Source organism: Chryseobacterium oleae (assembly GCF_900115055.1).
GTDB classification, from domain to species: domain Bacteria; phylum Bacteroidota; class Bacteroidia; order Flavobacteriales; family Weeksellaceae; genus Chryseobacterium; species Chryseobacterium oleae.
The window spans coordinates 106517-130205 of record NZ_FOVD01000007.1 but is presented as its reverse complement, the minus strand read 5'-3'; the positions used below and the strand labels follow the sequence as shown (position 1 = coordinate 130205).

Here is a 23689-nt window from a genome sequence, read left to right as displayed (position 1 = left end):
TGATAAATGTCATATAAAATGTCGCAGGAACAACAGATTGCAATTGAAGAGAGGTTCGCCAGAGTTTTTAATGATAAATCATTTAAGGAAAGACTTTCTAGCACTGATTTTGAAAAATATATTAACGGCAAGAAAAGATTGAGTTTTCAGAAGCACGATACCATTTTCGAGGACGGAGAAACACCGAAAGGAGTGTTCGTTTTAGAAAAAGGGGCAGCTAAGCTGTCAAAATCGGGAGCGTTTGGAAAAGACCAGATCCTGAGATTTATCAAAGAGGGGGACATCATCGGCTATCGTTCATTGCTTTGCGGGGAAAATTTCCAGGCAAAGGCAGAGGCTATGACAGATATTGAATGCATTTTCCTTCCCGCTGATATCTTTATGTATCTTCTGGAAGTAGATCCGCAGCTTTCTTTTGCAATGCTTCAAAAAATCTCTTACGAATTAGGAGAATCATCCAACACCATCACGTTCCTTGCTCAGAAAACAGTAAGAGAAAGACTGGCAGAAATTCTGATCCTTCTGGAACAGAAACTGGGTGTAGATCCTGAAGGGTTTATCAAGATCTCGCTTACGAGAGAAGAAATTGCCAACATCATTGGTACTGCTACAGAAAGTGCCATCCGTTTGATCTCTGAATTCAAACAGGACAGTCTCATAGAAGTAGACGGAAGAAATATCAAAATTCTCAACCACGACAAACTGATGAAACTAGGTCACGTAGTTTTATAACCATCATACAAAAACTTAAGTCGGCGAAAGCCGACTTTTTAACTTTTAAAAAAATAGATAAATTATGTCTGTTCACTCTGAAATTAAAAAAGTTACGACTGAAACCTTGCGAAAAATGAAATTCGACAAGGAAAAAATAACAATGCTTACGGCCTACGATTTTACCACCGCTAAGATGGTAGACGCAGGAGGAGTTGATGCAATTTTGATCGGAGACTCTGCAGCCAATGTAATGGCGGGATTTGAAACAACCCTTCCTATCACATTGGACCAGATGATCTATCATGCTCAAAGTGTAGTAAGAGGAACTGACAGAGCTCTTGTGATAGCGGATCTTCCATTCGGAACCTATCAGAGTAATCCTGAGAAAGCATTGGAGTCTGCGGTAAGAATGATGAAAGAAGGAGGTGCTCATGCCGTAAAAATTGAAGGAGGAAAAGAGATCTCAAAATCTATCAAAAAAATCATCAATGCAGGAATTCCTGTCATGGGACATTTAGGATTGACACCACAGTCGATTTATAAATTCGGAACCTATAAGGTAAGAGCAAAAGATGAAGCGGAAGCAGATAAATTAATTGCTGATGCGCAACTTTTAGAAGAACTGGGATGTTTCGGTATTGTTTTGGAGAAAATCCCTGCTGATTTGGCTAAAAAAGTAACTGAAGCCATTTCAATCCCTACCATAGGAATCGGAGCCGGTTCTGATTGTGACGGACAGGTTCTTGTATACCACGATATGGTTGGAATGAACAAAGGTTTCAGCCCGAAGTTCTTAAGAAGATATCTTGATCTGTACACAGAAATTACCGGAGCCGTTGCTCAGTATGTAAAAGACGTGAAAAGTGTAGAGTTTCCTAACGAAAATGAAAGCTACTAATTGATGAAAAACCAACAGTCTATACAGGGAATTTTATCAATCGCAGCACTAATCTGCCTTGGAGCAGGGTGGCTTAATTTATTTTCCCCGGAAATCAATCATTTACTTTCCAGGAAAATTTTTTATTACCTGATCGGAGCCAGTTTCATCGTTCAGGCGCCTACGCTTACCAATAAAAATTTCACATATGCCATGTACGCGGCAGCTTTGCTGTGTGTGGTAGGAGCTTCTTTACCAGAAGAATCTAAACTTTCAGTTCTTAAAACAATCGGCCTTCTTGGAGGAATTGCTATTTCTTTTACCAACAGACCGAGACGTTCGTAAATTATGGAGGAGCAGATTGCATATGAAGATAACCACCTTCTGGTGGTGAACAAAAAAGTAGGACAGCTTGTTCAGGGCGATAAAACCGGCGATGAATCTTTGCTGGAGTCTATCAAACATTTTATAAAGAAAAGAGATGACAAGCCGGGAAATGTTTTTCTCGGTTTGGTTCATCGTATAGACCGCCCGACTTCGGGTCTGGTTATTTATGCTAAAACTTCCAAAGCACTTACCCGTCTTACCCAGATGGTGAAAAACAGGGAAGTAAAGAAAACCTATTGGGCTGTCGTGGGAAAAGAAATGATTCCTCAGAGCCAGAGATTGGTGCATTACTTAAAGAAGAATGAAAAAAACAATAAGGCGAGCGTTTTTCCAAAAGTAACCGAAGGTGCAAAAGAAGCCATCCTGACTTATCATGTCATCAAAACATTAGATAATTATATGCTTCTGGAAATCGATCTGGAAACCGGAAGACATCATCAGATCCGTGCTCAGCTCTCTAAAACGGGAATTCCCATCAAAGGAGATCTGAAATATGGAGCACCCCGCTCGAATCCGGATGGTGGAATCAATCTTCATGCGAGAAAGCTGGAGTTTATTCATCCCGTTACCAAGGAAAAAGTAGAAATTATTGCTCCCGTTCCGCAGAATGATGCCATATGGAGAGCCTGTGAAGAATAAAAAAATAATCCTGCATATCCAGCAGGATTTTGTTTTTGTACGTTTTAAAGTTCGGGTATTGAAGGAAATTTATCCATCGGTTTTTCCAAGACTAGTGATAAATTAACTATTATTTGTCGTTTTCATTGTTGATAATTCGTTTAAATCTGTTTTTTATTTAATTATTTGTAAAAATTCATATCTTAGTTGGGAATTTAATCCATCGTATATGAAACATTTTTACAATTTTTTCTCTAAACGTAACGAAAAAGCTAATTATTTAAATAGAGCTTTATTCGGTTTTACGGTATTGCTTGGAGGTGGCAGTTTAGTATCAGCACAGGTAAGCGCTTACAATTTTGCCCAGTCCTCAGAAACTTATACCTCTATTACGGGAACCGTATTGGCTGAAGCTACAGGAAATACTTCAGCAACAAATCTTGACAGTAATTTTTATCCTGTAACCCTGCCATTTGGCTTTGTCTTTAATGGAACATCCTATACTTCCCTGAACGTCTCCACAAACGGGTTTATTACATTTGGAGCCACAGCACCAGCAACCTCAACCAGCAGTCCGATATCGGGAACTGTGGCATATGATGGCGCTGTTTCCGCCTGGGGAAGAGATCTCAGTACCGTATTTGATATCAATGGTACTACCGGAAACATAAGTTGGGAAACCGTAGGTTCTGCTCCCAACCGGGAGATCGTGATTCAATGGAAGAATTTCAGACCAGCCTATAGTGCTTCCACCACCGCAGCCTATACATTTTCTTTCCAGATAAGACTTCAGGAAACATCCAATGCCATAAAGATGGTGTATAACAGTGGAGCATTTTTAGTGGGCAGTACGGCTATAGCGACTACAGCTCAAATAGGTTTGAGAGGCAGCACAAATACAGATTTTAATAACAGACTTAACGCGACCACCCTGGAATTTATAAACTCCACAGCCGGGACCGCAAACAGCAGTACCCAAGCTGCTAATACAACGAATGCAATTCCGGGAATGCCGCCAGCGGGTTTGACCTATACGTGGTCAGTTCCTACATGCTGGATGCCGTCAGGGGTCAATGTTACAGGGGCTACAACCAATTCGGCTACCGTAAACTGGACGGCTCCTTCACCGGCCCCAGCCAATGGATATGAAGTCTATTATTCTACTTCAAATACTGTACCTACAGCCTCTACACCGGCTACGATAACAGGGATTACAGGGTTATCCACACCATTAAGCCCGCTGCAGCCCGCTTCCAACTATTTCGTATGGGTAAGATCTGTATGCAGTACCTCAGATAAAAGCAACTGGACGCCTCTTACCAATTTTACCACACAGTGTGATGCGCTTCCAGGATCTTATTTTGAGGGATTTGAAGGGTACACCGGTGTGACCAACGGAAATGCAGGCATTCTGCCGGTCTGCTGGACTAATTTAGGATCCAATAATGGTGGCCATATTTCAAACAGTACAACGATTACCGGAAGCAATACACTGTATATGTGGACATCAGGAACCCGTATTGCCTATGTTGCTCTTCCTGCAATGAGTACCCTGCAATCTGGAACTTATAAACTGAAATTTGATGCAAAAGCTTCAGTAACGGCAAACGGAATTCTTCAGGTAGGATATGTAGATCCATCAAATAATTTTGTACAGCTCACAACTTTCAGTGTAACCACTACGAATACAGTATACCCGTTCACTTTTGATATCCCTGCATTACCGGCAGGGGTAACCCAATTGGCTTTAAAGAACTTAGGAACACCTGCGAACAGTCTTTCTATTGATAACATTTCTTATGAGCCAAGGACGTTAAGTACTCTGGAAACTGCTAAAAAAGAGGCGCTGAAAATTTATCCGAATCCATTCAGTGATAACATTAATATTTCTGATGTTGATAAAGTAAAATCTGTGATTGTTGCTGATGTTTCAGGAAGAATTGTTAAAATGATTGACAATGTTTCCTCCAGTGTGAATTTATCAGAATTGAAAACCGGTTTATATATTCTGAATGTGCAGTATAAAGATGGAACAAAGTCTTCTCATAAAATAATCAAGAAGTAATCAAAACAAATATTTAAAATTAAAAGCGATGGATTCCATCGCTTTTTTTGTTGTATTCACTGAGATTCGATAAACAGGATAGAAAAACAAAATTTTGCGCGTTCTGAAAAAATACCTACCTTCGTTGCAACTTTAGGGGTGTCTGTAAATATACAGACTGAGACTTTACCCTTTGAACCTGATCTGGATGATACCAGCGTAGGGAAAAGTAAATGACTTTTGCTGTACATTCTACTGTACAATAAGGGCCATTCCTAAAGTATATATAAAATAATTAGGAATGGAACTTACAATCAACCACACAACGAAAACATTTGAAGTACTTCCCGATACTCTGGAAGCGCTTATGGCTATGGAAATACCCGGAAAGAAAAAAGGGATCGCCGTAGCTGTGAACAACCGTATTATTCCACTGTCCGCCTGGGCAGAAACCCTCCTTAAAGACAAAGATTCAGTATTAATCATTACTGCCACTCAGGGCGGATAATTCTCATTTAATAAAACAAAAATTTATGGCTCATTCAATCACATGTTCGCCATTTTCGAACGCCAAGAAAATTTATGTTGAAGGAAAAATACATCCTATCAGCGTGGCAATGCGTGAAATTCACCTTAGTCCTACCAGGCTTACGAACGGCAGTCTGGAAGAAAATCCCCCGGTTACCATTTATGATACCTCGGGACCTTATACGGACGAAAATGCATCCATCGATATTATGAAAGGACTTCCAAGAATCCGTGAACAGTGGATTCTGGACAGAAAGGATGTAGATATCCTGAACGGGATCACCTCAGAATATGGAAAAGCACGTTTAGCAGACACGCGTCTCGATGAATTGCGTTTTGCGTACGACCACAAACCAAAAGTAGCCAAAGATGGAATGGAGCTTACGCAGCTTTACTACGCCAAACAGGGAATCATCACGCCTGAAATGGAATATGTGGCGATCAGGGAAAATCAGCGAATCGAACAGCTGGATAGTGTTTCCAAAGAAATGGCATTTCAGCATCCGGGAAACAGTTTTGGAGCAAATACACCAAAAAGCAAAATTACTCCCGAATTTGTAAGAGACGAAATTGCAGCCGGAAGAGCAATCATTCCGAATAATATCAACCATCCGGAAAGTGAACCGATGATCATCGGGCGAAATTTCCTGGTTAAAATTAATGCTAATATAGGAAACAGTGCCGTTTCATCCAGTATAGATGAGGAAGTAGAAAAGGCTGTTTGGGCCTGCCGTTGGGGTGCAGACACCATTATGGATCTTTCCACAGGAAAAAACATCCACGAAACAAGAGAATGGATCATCAGAAACAGTCCGGTACCTATCGGGACGGTTCCTATTTATCAGGCGCTGGAAAAAGTAAAAGGAGTTCCTGAAGATCTCACGTGGGAAGTTTTTAAAGATACTTTGATCGAGCAGGCGGAACAGGGCGTTTCCTATTTTACGATTCATGCCGGAGTATTGTTGAGATACATCCACCTTACCGCAAAAAGAGTAACGGGAATTGTTTCCAGAGGTGGCTCTATTATGGCCAAATGGTGTCTTTACCATCATAAAGAAAACTTTTTGTATACCCATTTCGAAGAGATCTGCGAGATCATGAAGAAATATGATGTGGCTTTCTCACTGGGAGATGGTCTGCGTCCGGGGTCTATCGCAGATGCGAATGATGCGGCCCAGTTTGCAGAACTGGAAACTTTAGGTGAACTCACCAAGATTGCATGGAAACATAACGTGCAAGTGATGATTGAAGGGCCTGGCCACGTTCCGATGCATATGATCAAAGAAAATATGGAGAAGCAACTGGAAGTTTGTCAGGAAGCTCCGTTTTATACTTTAGGCCCATTGACGACGGACATTGCTCCGGGATATGATCACATCACTTCTGGAATCGGGGCTGCCATGATCGGTTGGTTTGGTTGTGCGATGCTGTGTTATGTAACGCCAAAAGAACATTTAGGCCTTCCCAATAAGGAAGATGTGAAGGTGGGAGTGATTACTTACAAACTTGCTGCTCATGCTGCAGATCTGGCAAAAGGTCATCCGGGTGCTCAGTACAGAGACAATGCATTAAGTAAAGCCAGATTTGAATTCAGATGGGAAGATCAGTTTAATCTTTCGTTAGATCCGGATACAGCAAGAGCGTATCACGACGAAACATTACCGGCAGAAGGCGCTAAAATTGCCCACTTCTGTTCCATGTGTGGTCCGAAATTCTGTTCCATGAAAATCACTCAGGAGATCAGGGATTCCGCAGAAAAAGGAATGTTGGACAAGTCTCAGGAATTTATTGAAAAAGGAAAAGAAATTTATATATGATCGTCGTGATCACTCCTGAAGTTTCTGTTCAAAATGAGGCTGAAATAATTAACCAGCTGTTCCAGGAAGGATTGGATCTGCTGCATATCAGGAAACCTATGTTCATCCGGGAAGAAATGAAAAGCTTCCTGGATACTATTGATAAGACATTTTATGCTCAATTGGTATTGCATGGATTTTATGATCTTGCAATGGAGTATCCCGTTTCCCGGTTTCATTTCAGAGAAGCAGACCGTCTGACCGGAGGTTTTAAATCTTACGCAAACGAATATATTATTTCAACCTCGGTGCATGATATTCAAACCTTTAATACGCTGGGAAAAGAATGGGAATATGCATTTATAAGTCCGGTTTTTCCAAGTATTTCCAAAAAAGGATATGGTGAGCAATCTGCTGTGATGGAAGACCTGAAACACAGGAGAAATCATGATGTCAAACTGATTGCTTTGGGAGGAATTAATGAAAATAATATCAGTAAGGTCTTTGAAAACGGAGCAGACGGAGCAGCACTTTTAGGAGGAATATGGGAAAGTGAAGAACCTGTACATTCATTCAGAAAGTGCAGAAAGAAAATCATAGATCATTCATTTTAATTAATCATGGAAAAATTACAATACATATCACAGGGGCAGACAAGGCAGGAGCAGGAACTCAATATCCGGACTGCGCTGGACAATGGTATACAATGGGTTCAGGTTCGCTGGAAAAATGCTTCAGAGAAAGAATTAACCGAACTCTGCACCGTATCAAAACAGCTCTGCTCAGAATATCGGGCGGTCTGTATCATCAATGATCATGTTCAGATCGCGAAAGAAATTGATGCAGACGGTGTTCATTTAGGCTTAAATGATGTATCAATCGAGACGGCAAGAACTGTTTTAGGAGCTCATAAGATCATCGGAGGGACAGCCAACACAGTGTCGGATGTGATTCAAAGAATAGAAGAGCAGTGCGACTATATTGGTCTTGGACCCTTGAGATTTACTTCTACAAAAGAAAAGCTCAGCCCAATTTTGGGGTTTGAAGGCTATCAGCATATGATTAACAGTTTAAAAGAAAAATCCATCACCATTCCGAGGATCTTTGCGATTGGAGGAGTTGTGCTTGAGGATATAGAACTGCTGCAGCAGATTGGAATCTATGGAGTGGCGGTATCGGGACAGATCACCAACCGTCCTGCTGCCATCAGTGAATTTAAAAAAGCAATGATATGAATAATCAAAAATTAATAATAGCAGACAGAATATTTGAGTCAAGACTGTTCCTCGGGACCGGAAAGTTCGGAAACCTCGATGAAATGGCAACTTCTGTGATTGCGTCAGGAACAGATATGGTTACCATGGCCTTGAAAAGAATAGATTCCGGTGCGGCAGAAGACGGACTGCTGGATTCCTTAAAAGAAACCCATGTTCATCTTCTTCCCAACACCTCGGGAGCCAGAACCGCGAAAGAAGCCGTACTAGCAGCTCAGCTTGCAAGAGAAGCCCTGGAAACCAACTGGGTAAAACTGGAAATCCATCCCGATCCGAAATACCTTCTTCCAGACCCTATCGAAACACTTTATGCCACTGAAGAATTGGCCAAACTAGGGTTTATCGTAATGCCTTACATCCATGCCGATCCTGTTCTGTGTAAACGTCTGGAAGATGCCGGAACCGCTGTGGTAATGCCTTTGGGTGCTCCAATCGGGACTAATAAAGGATTGAGAACACTAGATTTCCTGGAGATTATCATCAGTCAAAGCAATGTTCCTGTGGTGGTAGATGCTGGAATCGGGGCGCCTTCAGATGCGGCAAAAGCAATGGAAATGGGAGCTGATGCAGTTCTTGTGAATACAGCAATTGCCGTGGCAAGAAATCCTGTCAATATGGCTTTAGCTTTTAAAGAAGGCGTTATTGCCGGAAGAAGAGCTTTTGAATCAGGGCTGGGAGCTATAGCGGATCACGCTGAAGCTTCAAGCCCTTTGACCTCGTTTTTATTTGAATAATACAGCGGATACATAATGAACAGCTTTAAAGATGTTTTTGAACGCTATCAGTGGGATGAGGTAAAAGCCAGAATCGGAAAAGTCACTCATTCAGATGTAATGAACAGCCTTCAGAAGAAAAACAAAACATTGGATGATTTTCTCAATCTGCTTTCTCCGGTTGCCGCACAGGAACTGGAACTGATGGCCAAAATGACCCGTCAGCTTACCCAGAAACGTTTTGGGAAAACCATTCAGCTATATGCACCGATGTACCTCAGCAATGAATGTCAGAATATCTGTACGTATTGCGGTTTTAGCCTGGATAACGATGTGAGGAGGAAAACCCTTTCTGATACGGAAGTAATGATAGAAGCCTCTGTTCTGAAATCAATGGGTGTTAATCACGTTCTGTTAGTCAGTGGAGAAGCCAATAAAACCGTAGGAATTTCCTACTTTTTGAACGCAGTCCGCCTGATGAGACCTCATTTTGCCAATATCTCGATTGAGGTGCAGCCTTTATCGGAGAATGAATATCTGCAGCTGCATCAGGAAGGCGTTTATTCAGTGTTGGTGTATCAGGAAACCTATCATCAGGAAGTGTATAAAGAATACCATCCCAAGGGGAAAAAATCCAATTTCCATTTCCGCTTAGACACTCCTGACAGAATAGGAAGAGCAGGAATTCATAAAATAGGGCTCGGTGTTCTGCTTGGACTCGAGGACTGGCGTGTAGACAGTTTCTTTAATGCTCTTCACATTGATTATCTGCAGAAACAATACTGGAAAAGCCGTTTTTCAGTTTCCTTTCCAAGACTCAGACCTGCAGAAGGAATCATTGAACCTAATTTTATCATGGAAGATAAAGACCTGCTGCAACTGATCTGTGCCTACAGAATATGGAATGAAGATCTTGAAATCTCCATATCTACGAGAGAAAATGAGAAATTCAGGAACAATATCATCTCACTAGGAGCAACAGCTATGAGTGCCGCTTCGAAAACAAATCCCGGAGGTTATGCTGTAGATGTAGAATCTCTGGAACAGTTTGAAACCAGCGACGAAAGAAGCATGGAAGAAGTGAAAACCAGCATCAGAAAAGCAGGCTACGATCCGGTAATGAAAGACTGGGATCCTGCGTATAGTGGATTTAAAAAATTAAACCATTAATAAGATTGAAGTCATTAAGTTTAATTAAGAAAAAATCAAATAGATTTTAAATCTTAAAGCACAGCTCATCTTAATATTCCTTAATAGCTTAAAAAACCTTAATGGGTTAAATAATTATAGCAAAATGAAAAGCGAAGATATTTTTGAAAGATACAGCCGGCAGATATTCATAGAAGAAATCGGACTGGAGGGACAGAAGAAAATAAGCTCGTCCAAAGTTCTTGTCATTGGAGCAGGAGGCTTGGGAAGTCCGGTTATTCAGTATCTGGCAGCGGCCGGAGTCGGAACTTTAGGTGTGGCAGATTTTGATGAGGTGGAACTTCACAATCTGAACCGCCAGATCATTCATAATGAAAATACAGTTGGGGTTTTGAAGGTCAAAAGTGCGGAAACCTTTGTCCATAATCTGAATCATCAGGTGAGTTTTATAGGAATTGATACAAAAATCAACAGCTTAAATGCAGAAGATATCCTTTCTCAGTACGATATTATTGTAGACGGGTCCGATAATTTTACCGCCAGATATCTGATCAATGATACCTGTGTAAAACTGGGGAAACCTTTGGTCTACGGAAGTATTCTGGGTTTTGCAGGACAGACTGCTGTATTCAATTACAAAGGAAGTAAAAATCTCAGAGATCTCTTCCCGGAGCCGCCTTTTGATGAAGATATCCCGGACTGTGACAGTCTCGGAGTTTTGGGAGCGCTGCCGGGGATTATTGGGAGTATGATGACGATGCAGGTTTTAAAGATCATCACAGAACTTCCCGTACATCCGGATCAGCTTACCCTTGTTGATACTTTGCACTGGAGATTCCAGACTATAGATTTTTAAATTATATTGTTTTTAAATAAATGAGGCAGTAAAATTTCTTTACTGCCTCATTTTATTTGGATAAGTTACTGGGGAGCCTGCATGACACCCGAATCTTCTTTTTTAGTACTGTTTAAGATACTGGCATCTTCTTTTGCCAGCTTATTCTTTGTCGGAATTTTGTAGTTAATAGACAGTCCGAAATTTCTTGTGTCATATTTACTTCTCAATATTACAGCATCGCCTGCTGGCGGGTTAGAACGTACCTGCATCACCTGTCCGTTGAAAATATCATTAGCGAAAACAGAAAGAGTCAGTTTGTTGTTCAGGAATTTCTTCGTTAAAGTAATGTCCACATTATTGTTAAATGGCTTTTCTGCCGTAAAGTAGAAATAACCGGCTTTAGGAGTCAGATAACTGTAATTGGCCGTCATTTTTATGCCTTTGGGAAGGATCAACTGAGCCATTACATTAAAAATCCAGAAACCTTTATTGTTGAGGTTGTCAATTTCATGTTTCTGATAGCCTGCATACAGATACATAAAGTTAATTTTGTCCGGATTGAAATCAAACTTCATAATTTCACTGATCGGTTTGCTGAAGATCATAAACGGAACCGGAAGTCCGACATTGAAGTTGTGAATTCTCATATTGGAAATATTCACCTGCTGATTGTAAAGATTTTTACCATCTTTCATAATGATCTGTGCGACCTGATCCTTCGCAGAACTTACACTGTATCCGATAAATGCATAATCAAAAGCAGAGATTTTTAACTCGTAATTGTCAAAAATAGTAGGCTGAAGATTGGGGTTACCATTTATCTGCGTGTTAGGACCCGAAAACGTTACGTTATTGGGATTCAGGGCAGAGATGCTTGGTAAGCTGATCTTCTTATTATAGTTGGCCGCAATATATACCTGATTCATCAGATTATACTGTACACTTGCATTAGGGAAAATCTTAAACTTATTGAACGTTCTCAGATCTTTCTGTACCACAAGACCGGCACTGTCCTTTCTGGCTATTCCGGAAATATCATAATTTTCAGCACGTGCCCCTAAGGTGAAATCAAATTTTTTCAGTTTAGCCTGAAGCTCAAGATAGGTAGAAGCAGTCTGTCTCTGATATTCAAGGTTTTTAAGTCCTTTGCTTTCTGTTTCAAAATCTTGTCTTTCGTATAATCCACCGGCACTTACCTTTCCACCGTCCAGAAGTTTAATAGGCTGTGAATAATCGATCTTGAAATTGGCAACCCTCATATCCGATTTATTGTTAAGGATATCATTGGCGCCAGGATTATTGAACGTTTGACCATCATCTGTAAAATTACCTCTTTGGAAGAAATTATCCTGGGCAAACTTACTGTCAGATTTTGTATAACCAAACTGGAAATCCAGTTTTTGAGACTTATCGCTAAAACGTTTTTGATAGGTAGCAACAGCTTCCTGTCGTAGATTATTGGTTCGGGCAGCATCAAAAGCATTAAAATCCGCTTCTCTGAATTTATCTTTTTCTTTATCAAAAATTTCTGCAAGACCATTACTCGCAGTATAATTGTCATTATTATTATGATAGATATCGTAGTTTAGCAATAGCCTGTCGTTCCCAAGGTCAAAAGTCATTCCTGATTTGGCAAAATATCCGCGGCCGATTCGGTCTGTATTACTGTTCAACAATACATCCTGCATGGTATTCAGCATACTTTCACGGTAATTCTGGCCTACATTCAGCTGCCATCCGAACAGTTTATTTCTGGCATTCAGGTTCAGGGAATGGGTGGTTCTGCTTCTGAATTTATCGTAATTCGTAAAAGAGTAGTTTCCGGAATACGTTGCCGTTAAATATTTATTGGCATTTTTATTCGTAATGATATTCATGATGGCACCTCCCGAAGTGGCAGGATATTCGGCACCCGGCTGCGTGATCACTTCAATTCTGTCTACCGAATTGGCAGGCATTCCTTCAAGGAAAGAATTCAATTCATTGGAAGTGATATTTAAAGGTCTTCCGTTCAGATACACATCCAGAATTTTCCCCTGATACATCATTCCTGCAATATCGGTAGAAACCAATCCCGGAAGTTTTTTTATTCCCTCCAGAACGTTACCGTTATTTAGCTGTGGCTGTTCCGAAAAATCGAAAATAGTACGGTCTGCTTTCTGTTCAACGGCTTTTTTAGTTTTGGTGATTACTACACCTTCAATTTGCTTCTCCTTCTCCGTACCGCTGTTGGCCTTCTCCTGTGAATAGGCGAAAAAAGATCCCAACAGAGATAAAGTTAATATAGTTTTTTTCATAATGTTTTTTTCCTACTCTCCAGTTAGACGTAAAAAAGAGTAATTTGTTACGGCAAAATTTGCGAAAAGTTAAATTTTTAAGCAATTATTTTTTTATTTCCGAAATAATTATATCTTTGCCAGGTAATTATCAAGAATCTCATAGATGGGATAGCAACCTGCAAAAACAAGCAAGGTGCTAAAATAGATAAGCCGGTATGCCCGGAAAAAATGTTTATTCTCTATTTTCTCCCCATCTTGACATTTTTGTTTTAAAAATAAAATCAATGTTTAAAGACAAGGGAAACCACAAGACCAATTTAAATTTTCGTTTCTCAGATCATGAAGTACCGCTTCATTATTCTGACCTTTTTTCATACCATTTCCACATGCGTATGTGTTGTTGTTTCTAGACTTTGGATCAACTTCAAAACCTGTGTAAGAGATAAGCTTTTTTTGACGCAAAGAAATTAATTATTGTATTGATAAAGTGAAGCAAAGGCGGAATCAATTTCATTGATTCGATTAAGCAAGTGTTGTAAACCGATAGCTTCATCAGTGACGCAGTCACATTCTTTGCCTTCCTCAGAGCTAAACGTTAACAAGATGAAACTTTGCGTTAAAAATCATTTTCTCCTTCCAAGTTTTGCATATGATCCCAGACTTCTCTAAAAAATAATTTAAATATTCCGGCTTTATAGAGCGACCTGAAATAGAGGTTGCAGGAAAACTATGGCCTGAAATCAAACCAACAATCAGTAATAAAAAAATAGAAAACACATGCGCAATTTCGAGAAAAAAACAATCATAGCTTCGGCAGCATTTATATCAGCATTTTACTTTGGACAGTCGGATTCCACCTCATCCAAAAAGATCGATGATGTAGTGATCCTGGGATCAAGAGGATCAGGAAGGTCTCTTACAGATACTCCGGTACCGGTAGATATCATCAATATCTCAAAGATTTTAAGACAAAGTCCGGTTAACAATATCAGTCAGGCCCTCAACTATGTGGTGCCTTCATTCTCATCCACTTCACATACCGTGAATGATGGAACCGATTTTGTAGATCCGGCCCTTCTCAGAGGACTTGGCCCGGATCAGGTTCTGGTCCTGCTTAATGGAAAAAGGAGGTACCAGTCTTCTCTCATCAATGTTACTCTAACTCCCGGAAGAGGTTCGGTAGGAACAGACCTTAATGCAATTCCTGCGTTTGCACTGGAAAAAATTGAAGTCTTAAGGGACGGAGCTTCTGCACAATACGGTTCTGATGCCATCGCAGGTGTTGTGAATTTAGGACTTAAAAAAAGACTTGGACTTTCAGGACAGGTTTTCCTGGGAGGATATGCTTCATCCGTTGCCAAAAATTTTTCCGGAGGGATAGACGGACAGACCATTTCTGCAGATCTGAACTATGGAGCAAAAATTGGGGAGAAAGGCTTTATTAATGTAACAGGTTCTGTACAGTACCGCGATCCGTATTCAAGGGCGGGTGTACGTCAGGGGGATATTTTTAATGCCTATAACGCGATTAATTACAGAGCATTGCAGAGCGGAGTGAATATCGACGGACTGTATAAGAATATTAACAATACATCCAACAGCCAGCAAATTATCAATACGGTCAAGCAGTATGCGTCGCAGGTCGATTATTTTTCACAGGATTTTAAAAATCAGATATCGGGAGCCAACAGTATTACCGCATTGCAGGGCTTGTTAGGAAAAGATTTTACAGATCAGGAGCTTAATTACAGAGGTCTGGAAAGAAAAGATTTCAGTCTGAGAGCGGGACAATCTAAATTACAATCAGGGCAGCTTTTTTTCAACTCTGAAATTCCGGTGAATGAAGACTGGAAAGTGTATTCCTTTGGAGGCTACAGCTACCGTTTGGGAAATGCAGGAGGATTTTTCCGTCTTCCAAATACAGAAAGAAACATCAATGCCGTTACGCCCAATGGATATTTGCCGCAAATTGAAGCTAATGTGAATGATTATTCCTTAGCCGGAGGAATCAAAGGAAAATGGAACGGCTGGAATGTAGATTTGAGCAATACTTTCGGAAAGAATGTTTTTAATTTTGGGGTGGTCAATACATTTAATGCCTCTCTGGGCGACAATTCACCGAGAACCTTTAAAGCAGGAGGATCTGAATTTTCACAAAATACCCTGAATCTGGATCTCTCAAAAAAATATGACGTACTTCATGGCTTAAATGTGGCTTTCGGAGGAGAATACCGCTATGAAAATTATAAAGTGAATGCAGGAAATGAAAATTCTTACGTCTCCTATGATATTTTTGGTCGTGTAGTGACCGCTGCTACCCCTGACAATGAAAAGGTATCCGACTTCTTTGGAGCTACAAGACCTGCCGGTTCTCAGGTATTTCCAGGTTTCAGCCCGGATAATGCCGTTTCAGGAAGCCGGAACAGTTTAGCGGCCTATGCTGATGTTGAGATTGAACCAACGGATTGGTGGTTATTGGAAGGAGCGGTACGTTTTGAAAATTATTCAGACTTCGGTTCTACCTTTAATTATAAATTGGCTACCAATGTAAAGCTGGCTAAAAACTTCAACTGGAGAGGAGCGGTTTCCACAGGATTCAGAGCGCCTTCTTTAGCACAGATTTACTACAGTTCTACCTCTACCCTGATCCAACAGGGACAGACCACGCAGGTGGGTACTTTCAGAAACAATTCCGAAGCAGCTCAGGCCTTAGGAATCCCGAAACTGAAACAGGAAACGTCACAGTCTTACAGTACGGGAATTACCTGGAAGATTCCTTCTTTAAGTTTGGTATTTACAGCGGATGCTTATCTGATAAAGATTAAGGATAGAGTGGTACTTACGGATCTGTTTTTCCGTCCGTCCGGAAGCTTTACCCCGGGATCAGACCAGGCAGTTCTTCAGGGAGCCTTTGATCTTGCGAGAGCCAGTGCGGCGAATTTCTTTGCCAATGCAGTAGATTCCCAGACCAAAGGACTGGATATCACGGTTTCCCAGAACACAAAGATATCAGAGGGAATAGCTTTGGAAAACAATTTAGGACTTAACCTAAATCAGACCAGAAGAGTGGGAGATATTCATGCTTCGCCGAAATTGGTAAGCCAGATTAATAATTATTTTTCTGAGCCCAATAGAGTCTATTTTGAAGAAGCTGTTCCCCGCATCAAAGCGACGCTGGCCAATACCCTGAAATTTTCCGCGCTTACGGTTGCTCTCAGAAACTCCTACTTTGGAAAAGTGACAGATGCGGATGTCCTGGATGCCAATTTTGACGGCGTTACCGAAAACAGAGAACACTTCATTTTAAATGACCGTTTTGTGACCGATCTTTCCGTAGGCTATGATTTCAACAAAAACATTTCAGCCACAGTTGGAAGTAATAATATATTTAATGTAATGCCTTCCAAAAGCCCAAATATCAATTCATTGACGGCGGATAATCAGTTTGTGTATTCCAGACAGGTTTCGCAATACGGGATAGGTGGACGTTTTGTTTTCGCGAGGGTAGAATTTAAATTTTAAAAACAGATAAAGATAAAAGCAAAAAACAGAGAACCATTCTCTGTTTTTTTGTTTGAGCGAATAACAAAAAGTACTAATTGCAAAACGTGGGAATGGATAGAGATCACATCACTTTAAAATTTCACGCAGATTTTTCAGATGATGCAGATTTTTCATCATCTGTGAGAAAAAAAATCAAACCATTAAGATTCTGTTAAGCTTTTAAGAATATTAAGTTTTTAGCTTCGCTTTAAGACGTGCAACTTAAAAAATCATTTGATTTTTTCTTAACTGACCTTTCATCCTTCATTGATCTTAATGTTTAAAAAAGCGTGAAATGGAAATCTGTTCCATCAGCCAAATCTGCGAGAGCCCATTATTATAAACCCTGTTTTGTAGTTTTAAAAAATCAAAATGTATATTTTAGACAACGAAACCTTATAGGTTTTTAAAACCTATAAGGTTTGATTGCATTTATCTTACTCCTAAAATTTTGAAATTGAGGCAGCAAAAACAATTACTCTGCTCTTTCTTTTTCCTCAAATTTGATGTTCTTCTTACTGATTTTCTTTTTACTGCTTCCAAAAGTATAATTAACACTTAATCTGAAGCTTCTGCCGTCCCAGTAGTTATTCATGTATTGCGTATTATCAGAGAAATACAATTCCCCTCGGTATCTCTGGGCAAAAATATTGGTCACCGTTGCATTGATCTGAAGTTTCTTTTCCATGAGTGAAATCTTTAGTCCTGAAGCCATTTCCGGGAAAGCATGGAAATAGGAATTCACGTTTTTATAAGCAAAGCTGTGGCTGTAATTCAGGAAGAATACAAGCGTCTTGTTTTTGTTTAAAGTAAATGTATTGCTGATGTAATAGCCGAATGAACTGCCTTTCTGAGTTTCCGCATCAATATTGAATACAGATGAATTCTGAAGCGTGGCATTCATCGCGATGCTGGTTTCCCAGAACTTGAAAAAAGTATCCGTATAAGAAGCATTAAGACCCCAAGAATTATTGTTGTAATAGTTCAGATAGGTTGAAATCTGTGAAATATCATCAATGGTAGAGATTTGACCGAATGCATTCTTCATTCTCAGATAATACACACTGGTTGAGAATTTATTATTGAAGGTATATCCCAATTCCCAGTTATTGATGTAAGCCGGTGTCAGCAAGGGATTTCCTGAAGAATAAGAATAGGGATTGGAGTACCAGCGAAACGGATTAAGATTTCCCATACTCGGGCGGTTGATCCTTCTGGAATAGGAAAAACTGAATACATTTTTATCTTTTTTATACGAAATGTACGCAGATGGAAACCATTGTCCGTAATTGTATTTGTTTTCTGAATTGGAAGAGGGTGTAAAACTTTCTGCATTGGTATGTTCATAACGAACACCTGCTTTGGTTTCCCAGTGCTCCCCGAATGTTTTGGCATAACTGAAATATCCGGCATAATTTTCTTCCTGATAGGTGAATAGGTTAGCTCTTGAAAGATCCGGAACATATTGTCCGCCATTCAGATTAAAATACCGAATGTCCGAACTGTTTTTAAACTGATTAAACTTCACTCCGGTTTCAATGGTTCCGAAAGAGAAAGGAAGTTCCAGATCTGCCTGAGCAGAAAAGATCTGTGGCGAGATCAGAGACGTTGTTTTTACATCCTGAACAGAATGATCAGAAAGGGTAAGGGTAGAAAAATTCACTTCCGTATCCGAATTGTTCTTGTAAAAATTTCCTGCAATGCTCAGTTTCTTCCCCAATGTATCAAGCTTAAGGTCATAATAGGCGCTTAAGGTATGAGTTGGAAGTTTTTCCCGGTGAAAAGTATTGGTTAAAAGGTTTTCCTCATTAAGACTAGTATCAATATTTTTTGTGGTATTGACGATGTCCATCCCGGATTTTTGATGCGCATAGATGTACTCCATTCCAATCTCAGCGTTTTTACTGATTTTATAAGACATATTAAGGGTTGGCGTAAGTTCCTTCCACATGTCTCTTCGGATGGAGTTGCTGTAGTTTTGGGAAGCTCCGATAATATTGTAATTTTCGTCGGTACGCTTGGCTGAATCATAATACGTCAGTTTCAGGCTGCTGCTGAATTTTTCGGTCTGATAATTAAGCGAACCATTGGAACTGAAGCCGGAATAACTTCTCTGGATGAGGTTCGAGTTGATATTTCCGCTGAACCCTAAATTCGGATTCTTTTTCAGGATAATATTAATGAGTCCGCTGTTGCCCTGGGCTTCGTATTTTGAAGGAGGCGTTGTGATCACTTCTATTTTGGAAATGTTCTCTGAACGGATGGATTTCAGATAATTCAAAAGAGCATTTCCTGAAAGATTCAGCATTCTTCCGTTGATCATTACGTTTACGCTGCTTTTTCCGGTAATTGAAATAGAGCCCATGTTTTCATCTACTTTCAGCATAGGAACATTGGCAAGGGTTTCCGTTGCGTCCATTCCCTGGGAAGCTATCGATGCTTCTACATTAAAGATAAGACGGTCTGCTTTTCTTTCAATAAGTTTTTTCTTGACCAAAAGATTGATCTGTTCCACATGTTTAATGCTGTCTTTTTGAACCTGTGCAGATAGCGCTGCTGATAAAAGGGTGCTGATAAGGATATATTTCAGTTTCATAGTTTAAAATCTTGGCCCAAAGGTATTTTCAAACTTTTTTTTATGAAATGGCGTTTAGATTTCAGCACAGATTAATCCGCTCAAAATATTTTCATCGGAAAAAAAACGGGTTTCGTCGGAAATGTGTAGGAATTTAAAACGTATGAAGCTTAAATTTGGGCATGAAGCAAAAACAAGTTCTCCTCCTGCACGTTTTTTATTGGCTGTTGATTATTTTTAACGGCCTCCTTTCCAGGGCAGTGTACAGTAAATCTGGTCTTGATGTTTTGGATGTAACCATCTTTCTAGCCAATTTTCTTGGTTTTTACGTTAATTATTTTTTCATCGCGCCACGGTTTTTCAATCCGAATAGATTCTATATGATGATCGTCGTTTTTTTTGTGGGTGTATTTGTTTTTGTTCTTTTCAGATATTCAATGGAAGAACTGTTGCTTCCTGCGCTGACAGGTTTTAGAAATTATGCAGAAGGAACAACGTTTTTGTATTATTTTTACGACAATATTTACTATTCGAGCTTAACGGTTTTCGTGAGTACCAACCTGTGGTTCTTTAAGTATTATTTTAAAGTTGAAGAAGAGCGTAACAGGCTTGTTGAAGAAAGAAAGCATGCTCAGCTTCAGGCATTGAAAACGCAGATCAATCCTCATTTTATTTTTAATTCTTTAAATAACATCTATTCTCTGGTGTATCAGAATTCGGATAAAGCACTTCCCGCTATTGAAAAACTGAGTGAACTGCTGAGGTACAGCACCAAAGATCTTGAGAAAGATGTCATCAGTCTGGATAAGGAAATAGGCTATATTGAAAGTTTAATTGGTTTGGAAAAGCTCAGAATCAAAAATCCTGAACTCTTGATTATTGAAAAGAACATCAATCATCCTAAAATCAATATTTCACCCATGCTGTTGGTCCCGTTTGTGGAAAATGCTTTTAAACATGGGGATTTCCGGGATAAAGGTTTTGTATTAAAAGTGTCGGATGACAATAAAGTTCTTCATTTTTACCTTCACAATTATAAAAACCAGAAAGTCAAAGATACCGCATCCGGAATCGGGATCGATAATGTGAAAAAAAGACTGGAAATTCTGTATCCGAAGAAGCACGAGCTCTATATAAAAGACCTGGAATCCGAATTTATTGTAGATTTAAGAATTATTTTCCCTTATGAAAACGATTAAATGCATCATTGTAGACGACGAACCGCTGGCGATATCCCTGCTGGAAAATTATGTCCGGAAAATTCCTTTTTTAGAACTGGTTTTCTCTGCGGAGAATCCTATTCTGGCATTGGAATATATACAAAATAATGAAGCGGATCTTATTTTTCTGGATATTCAGATGCCTGAACTTTCAGGAATTAATTTCATGAAAATTGTTGGGGAAAAGAAAAAATATATTTTGACAACAGCCTATTCCGAATACGCACTGGAGGGGTATGAGCACAATATTATTGATTATCTTCTGAAACCGGTTTCTTTTGAACGTTTCTATAAAAGCGCAGTGAAGGCACAGGAGCGTTTCTCCTTTTCTGAAAATAATGAAGAATACTATTTTTTTGTGAAATCTTCCGGGCAGCAGCATCGCATCAGCTTTAATGATATTCTGTATATCGAAAGCATCAAAGATTATGTGAACATTAAAACTTCAAATGAGGAATATATTGTTTTGGATACACTTAAATCTCTGGAAACCCAGCTTTCTGAAAGATTTGTCCGCGTTCATAAGTCATTCATCGTGAATCTGGATCAAACTAAAAATATTGGGATCAAGAAGATTGTTTTAGTCTCTGAACAGGAAATTCCGATCGGAGAAAGCTATCGGAGCCATCTTCTGAGTAAGATAAAATGAAAAGCGGCTTCCTTAGAAGCCGCTTTTCTATGATTAATTAAATCTAACAATTAATTTTCCTGTCTCTTAATCAGGTTAAGTGCAGAACCTGCCTTAAACCAATCAATCTGCTGATCATTATACGTATGGTTGGCCATGATAATGTCTTTAGTTCCGTCAGCATGAACGAATTCTAACGTCAGCTGTTTTCCCGGAGCAAACTGATCTAGATCTAAGAAGTTAACCGTGTCATCTTCCTGGATTTTGTCATAATCAGCCTCATTAGCGAAAGTGATTCCCAACATCCCTTGTTTTTTAAGGTTGGTTTCATGGATTCTCGCAAATGATTTTACCAATACCGCTTTTACACCAAGGTGTCTCGGCTCCATAGCTGCGTGCTCTCTTGAAGAACCTTCCCCGTAGTTCTGATCTCCCACAACGATGGTAGGAATTCCAGCGGCTTTATAAGCTCTCTGTACGGCCGGAACTTCACCATATTCACCCGTTATTTCACTTTTAACGTGGTTCGTTTCCATGTTGTAAGCATTAACAGCTCCAATCAACATATTGTTTGAAATATTGTCAAGGTGACCTCTGTATTTCAACCATGGTCCCGCCATAGAAATGTGGTCAGTTGTACATTTTCCGAAAGCTTTGATCAATACCTTGGCTCCTTCGATGTTTTTACCATCCCAGGCCGGGAATTCTTCCAATAGCTGAAGTCTGTCTGAAGTAGGACTTACATTTACCACAACTGAAGAACCGTCCTCAGAGGGTGCCTGATATCCGTTATCATCTACAGCGAATCCTCTTGGTGGCAATTCAGAACCTTTAGGCTCATCCAGTTTCACCTGCTCACCGTTTTCGGCTGTTAATGTGTCTGTAATCGGGTTAAAGTCTAGTCTTCCTGAAATCGCTACTGCTGCTACCATTTCCGGGGAAGCTACAAAAGCATGGGTATTCGGGTTGCCGTCAGCTCTTTTTGCAAAGTTTCTGTTGAAAGAGTGGATAATCGAGTTTTTCTCCCCTTTATCAGCGCCTTCTCTGTCCCACTGTCCGATACAAGGCCCACAAGCGTTCGTAAAGATTCTCGTATTCTCAAATTTTCTGAAAGAATTTAAGAATCCGTCTCTTTCTGCTGTGAATTTCACCTGCTCAGAACCCGGGTTGATCCCAAGGATTGCTTTAGGTTTAACCCCTTTGGCTACGGCATCTTCTACGATAGAAGCAGCTCTTGATAAATCTTCATACGAAGAATTGGTACAAGAACCGATCAATGCCCATTCTACCTCTATTGGCCATCCGTTCGCTTCAGCTTTAGCTCTGAATTCAGCGACTGGTGTCGCTAAGTCCGGAGTGAAAGGTCCATTTAAGTGTGGCGTAAGCTCAGAAAGGTTGATCTCGATTACCTGATCAAAATATTGTTCAGGGTTGGCGTATACTTCAGCATCACCCGTTAAGTGTTCTGCAATTTTATTAGCGGCATCTACTACATCCTGTCTTCCTGTTGCTGCCAGATATCTTCTCATGGAATCATCGTATCCGAAAGTAGAAGTGGTCGCTCCAATTTCAGCACCCATGTTACAGATGGTTCCTTTACCTGTTGCTGAAAGAGATTCTGCTCCTTCTCCGAAATATTCTACGATGCATCCTGTTCCACCTTTTACGGTTAGAATTCCTGCCACTTTTAGGATAACGTCTTTGGCAGACGTCCATCCGCTCATTTTACCGGTTAATTTTACCCCGATAAGTTTTGGCATTTTTAGTTCCCACGCCATTCCGGCCATAACGTCTACTGCATCTGCACCTCCTACACCAATGGCCACCATTCCTAAACCTCCCGCATTTACCGTGTGAGAGTCGGTACCGATCATCATTCCTCCCGGGAATGCATAATTTTCAAGGACCACCTGGTGAATGATACCGGCTCCCGGCTTCCAGAAACCAATTCCATATTTATCACAAACAGAGCTCAGAAAGTTGAAAACCTCCGAGTTTTTGTTGATACCTTCCTGTAAATCTGCTTCTGCACCTACTCTTGCCTGGATCAGGTGATCCGCGTGAGCTGTTGAAGGTACCGCTACTTTAGCCTTTCCAGCCTGCATAAACTGTAAAAGTGCCATCTGTGCGGTGGCATCCTGCATGGCTACTCTGTCCGGTGCGAAATCTACATAAGAGTTTCCTCTTTCATGCGCTGATGTGGCATTTCCTTCCCAAAGATGGGTGTAAAGGATTTTTTCTGAAAGGGTAAGAGGTTTTCCCACGATTTGTCTTGCCGAAGCAATTCTTTCCGGGTAACGCTCGTACACTTTTTTGATCATATCAATATCAAAAGTCATATCTTAATTTAATTTTTCTCTTTTTAAATATACTTTCCCGTCATTCACTGAATGCTTAAACGGAAAAAATCTTTCGTTACTACGATTCATCAAATTCTGTTCCTTAGGCTTGTAAAAAGGATATTTCTAATCAATAATGGGGATGTTTTATTTCTATCAAGTTAAGA

18 protein-coding genes and 2 riboswitches are annotated in these 23689 nt (G+C 40.0%); of the genes, 15 read left to right on the top strand and 3 right to left on the bottom strand.

What is annotated here, in order from left to right; genetic code table 11:
• Positions 1-18: 18 nt before the first annotated feature.
• The 12 genes from BM143_RS19200 (at position 19) to BM143_RS19145 (ending at position 10956) form a co-directional block, all read left to right on the top strand.
• Positions 19-732, top strand: a complete 714-nt coding sequence (locus tag BM143_RS19200) for a Crp/Fnr family transcriptional regulator (RefSeq protein ID WP_090026477.1) — start codon at positions 19-21, stop codon at positions 730-732.
• 64 nt (positions 733-796) lie between these two features.
• Positions 797-1612 carry a 3-methyl-2-oxobutanoate hydroxymethyltransferase gene (gene panB / locus BM143_RS19195; protein WP_090026475.1) on the top strand — a complete coding sequence of 272 codons (816 nt, stop codon included), beginning with the start codon at positions 797-799 and terminating at the stop codon, positions 1610-1612.
• A gap of 3 nt (positions 1613-1615) precedes the next feature.
• Entirely contained in the window at positions 1616-1936 is a 321-nt protein-coding gene (locus BM143_RS19190) for a hypothetical protein (RefSeq protein ID WP_090026473.1), read from the top strand.
• A 3-nt stretch (positions 1937-1939) separates the two neighbouring features.
• On the top strand, positions 1940-2617 hold the full coding sequence (locus tag BM143_RS19185; RefSeq protein ID WP_394332582.1) for an RluA family pseudouridine synthase: 678 nt from the start codon (positions 1940-1942) through the stop codon (positions 2615-2617).
• Between the two features lie 208 nt (positions 2618-2825).
• Positions 2826-4661, top strand: coding sequence for a T9SS type A sorting domain-containing protein (locus BM143_RS19180; protein WP_090026471.1), 1836 nt, complete (start codon positions 2826-2828; stop codon positions 4659-4661).
• Between the two features lie 124 nt (positions 4662-4785).
• Positions 4786-4883: riboswitch (TPP riboswitch) on the top strand.
• A 58-nt stretch (positions 4884-4941) separates the two neighbouring features.
• Entirely contained in the window at positions 4942-5148 is a 207-nt protein-coding gene (gene thiS / locus BM143_RS19175; RefSeq protein WP_034726939.1) for a sulfur carrier protein ThiS, read from the top strand.
• A gap of 25 nt (positions 5149-5173) precedes the next feature.
• The gene (gene thiC / locus BM143_RS19170) at positions 5174-6985 is read left to right on the top strand and encodes a phosphomethylpyrimidine synthase ThiC (RefSeq protein ID WP_090026469.1); all 1812 of its coding nucleotides are present in this window, start codon (positions 5174-5176) and stop codon (positions 6983-6985) included.
• On the top strand, positions 6982-7578 hold the full coding sequence (locus BM143_RS19165; protein WP_090026467.1) for a thiamine phosphate synthase: 597 nt from the start codon (positions 6982-6984) through the stop codon (positions 7576-7578). Before thiC ends, BM143_RS19165 begins: the two co-directional genes overlap by 4 nt.
• Before the next feature lie 6 nt (positions 7579-7584).
• Positions 7585-8199, top strand: coding sequence for a thiamine phosphate synthase (locus tag BM143_RS19160; RefSeq protein ID WP_090026465.1), 615 nt, complete (start codon positions 7585-7587; stop codon positions 8197-8199).
• On the top strand, positions 8196-8972 hold the full coding sequence (locus tag BM143_RS19155; RefSeq protein ID WP_034726943.1) for a thiazole synthase: 777 nt from the start codon (positions 8196-8198) through the stop codon (positions 8970-8972). The genes BM143_RS19160 and BM143_RS19155 overlap by 4 nt, the downstream gene beginning before the upstream one ends.
• A gap of 15 nt (positions 8973-8987) precedes the next feature.
• Complete coding sequence (gene thiH / locus BM143_RS19150; RefSeq protein ID WP_090026463.1) at positions 8988-10121, top strand: 2-iminoacetate synthase ThiH; 1134 nt, start codon at positions 8988-8990, stop codon at positions 10119-10121.
• Between the two features lie 124 nt (positions 10122-10245).
• Positions 10246-10956: a HesA/MoeB/ThiF family protein gene (locus BM143_RS19145; RefSeq protein WP_090026461.1), complete on the top strand. Its 711-nt coding sequence runs from the start codon at positions 10246-10248 to the stop codon at positions 10954-10956.
• 65 nt (positions 10957-11021) lie between these two features.
• Here the strand turns inward: BM143_RS19145 and BM143_RS19140 are convergent, their stop codons facing one another.
• On the bottom strand, positions 11022-13235 hold the full coding sequence (locus BM143_RS19140; protein WP_090026459.1) for an outer membrane beta-barrel protein: 2214 nt from the start codon (positions 13233-13235) through the stop codon (positions 11022-11024).
• A 122-nt stretch (positions 13236-13357) separates the two neighbouring features.
• A riboswitch (SAM-I-IV-variant riboswitch) is annotated at positions 13358-13456 on the top strand.
• Positions 13457-13994: 538 nt separating this feature from the next.
• On the opposite strand from BM143_RS19140, the gene BM143_RS19135 reads away from it, so the two are divergent.
• Positions 13995-16739: a TonB-dependent receptor plug domain-containing protein gene (locus BM143_RS19135; protein WP_090026457.1), complete on the top strand. Its 2745-nt coding sequence runs from the start codon at positions 13995-13997 to the stop codon at positions 16737-16739.
• 496 nt (positions 16740-17235) lie between these two features.
• On the opposite strand, the gene BM143_RS19130 is transcribed toward BM143_RS19135, so the two are convergent.
• Positions 17236-19356, bottom strand: a complete 2121-nt coding sequence (locus tag BM143_RS19130) for an outer membrane beta-barrel family protein (protein ID WP_090026455.1) — start codon at positions 19354-19356, stop codon at positions 17236-17238.
• Positions 19357-19517: 161 nt separating this feature from the next.
• Here BM143_RS19130 and BM143_RS19125 point away from each other — a divergent pair, with 161 nt between their 5' ends.
• On the top strand, positions 19518-20534 hold the full coding sequence (locus tag BM143_RS19125) for a sensor histidine kinase (RefSeq protein ID WP_090026452.1): 1017 nt from the start codon (positions 19518-19520) through the stop codon (positions 20532-20534).
• On the top strand, positions 20521-21204 hold the full coding sequence (locus tag BM143_RS19120) for a LytR/AlgR family response regulator transcription factor (RefSeq protein ID WP_090026450.1): 684 nt from the start codon (positions 20521-20523) through the stop codon (positions 21202-21204). The genes BM143_RS19125 and BM143_RS19120 overlap by 14 nt, the downstream gene beginning before the upstream one ends.
• Before the next feature lie 50 nt (positions 21205-21254).
• On the opposite strand, the gene BM143_RS19115 is transcribed toward BM143_RS19120, so the two are convergent.
• Positions 21255-23522 (bottom strand): aconitate hydratase, encoded by a 2268-nt coding sequence (locus BM143_RS19115; protein ID WP_090026448.1) that lies wholly within the window; start codon positions 23520-23522, stop codon positions 21255-21257.
• Between the last annotated feature and the right edge of the window lie 167 nt (positions 23523-23689).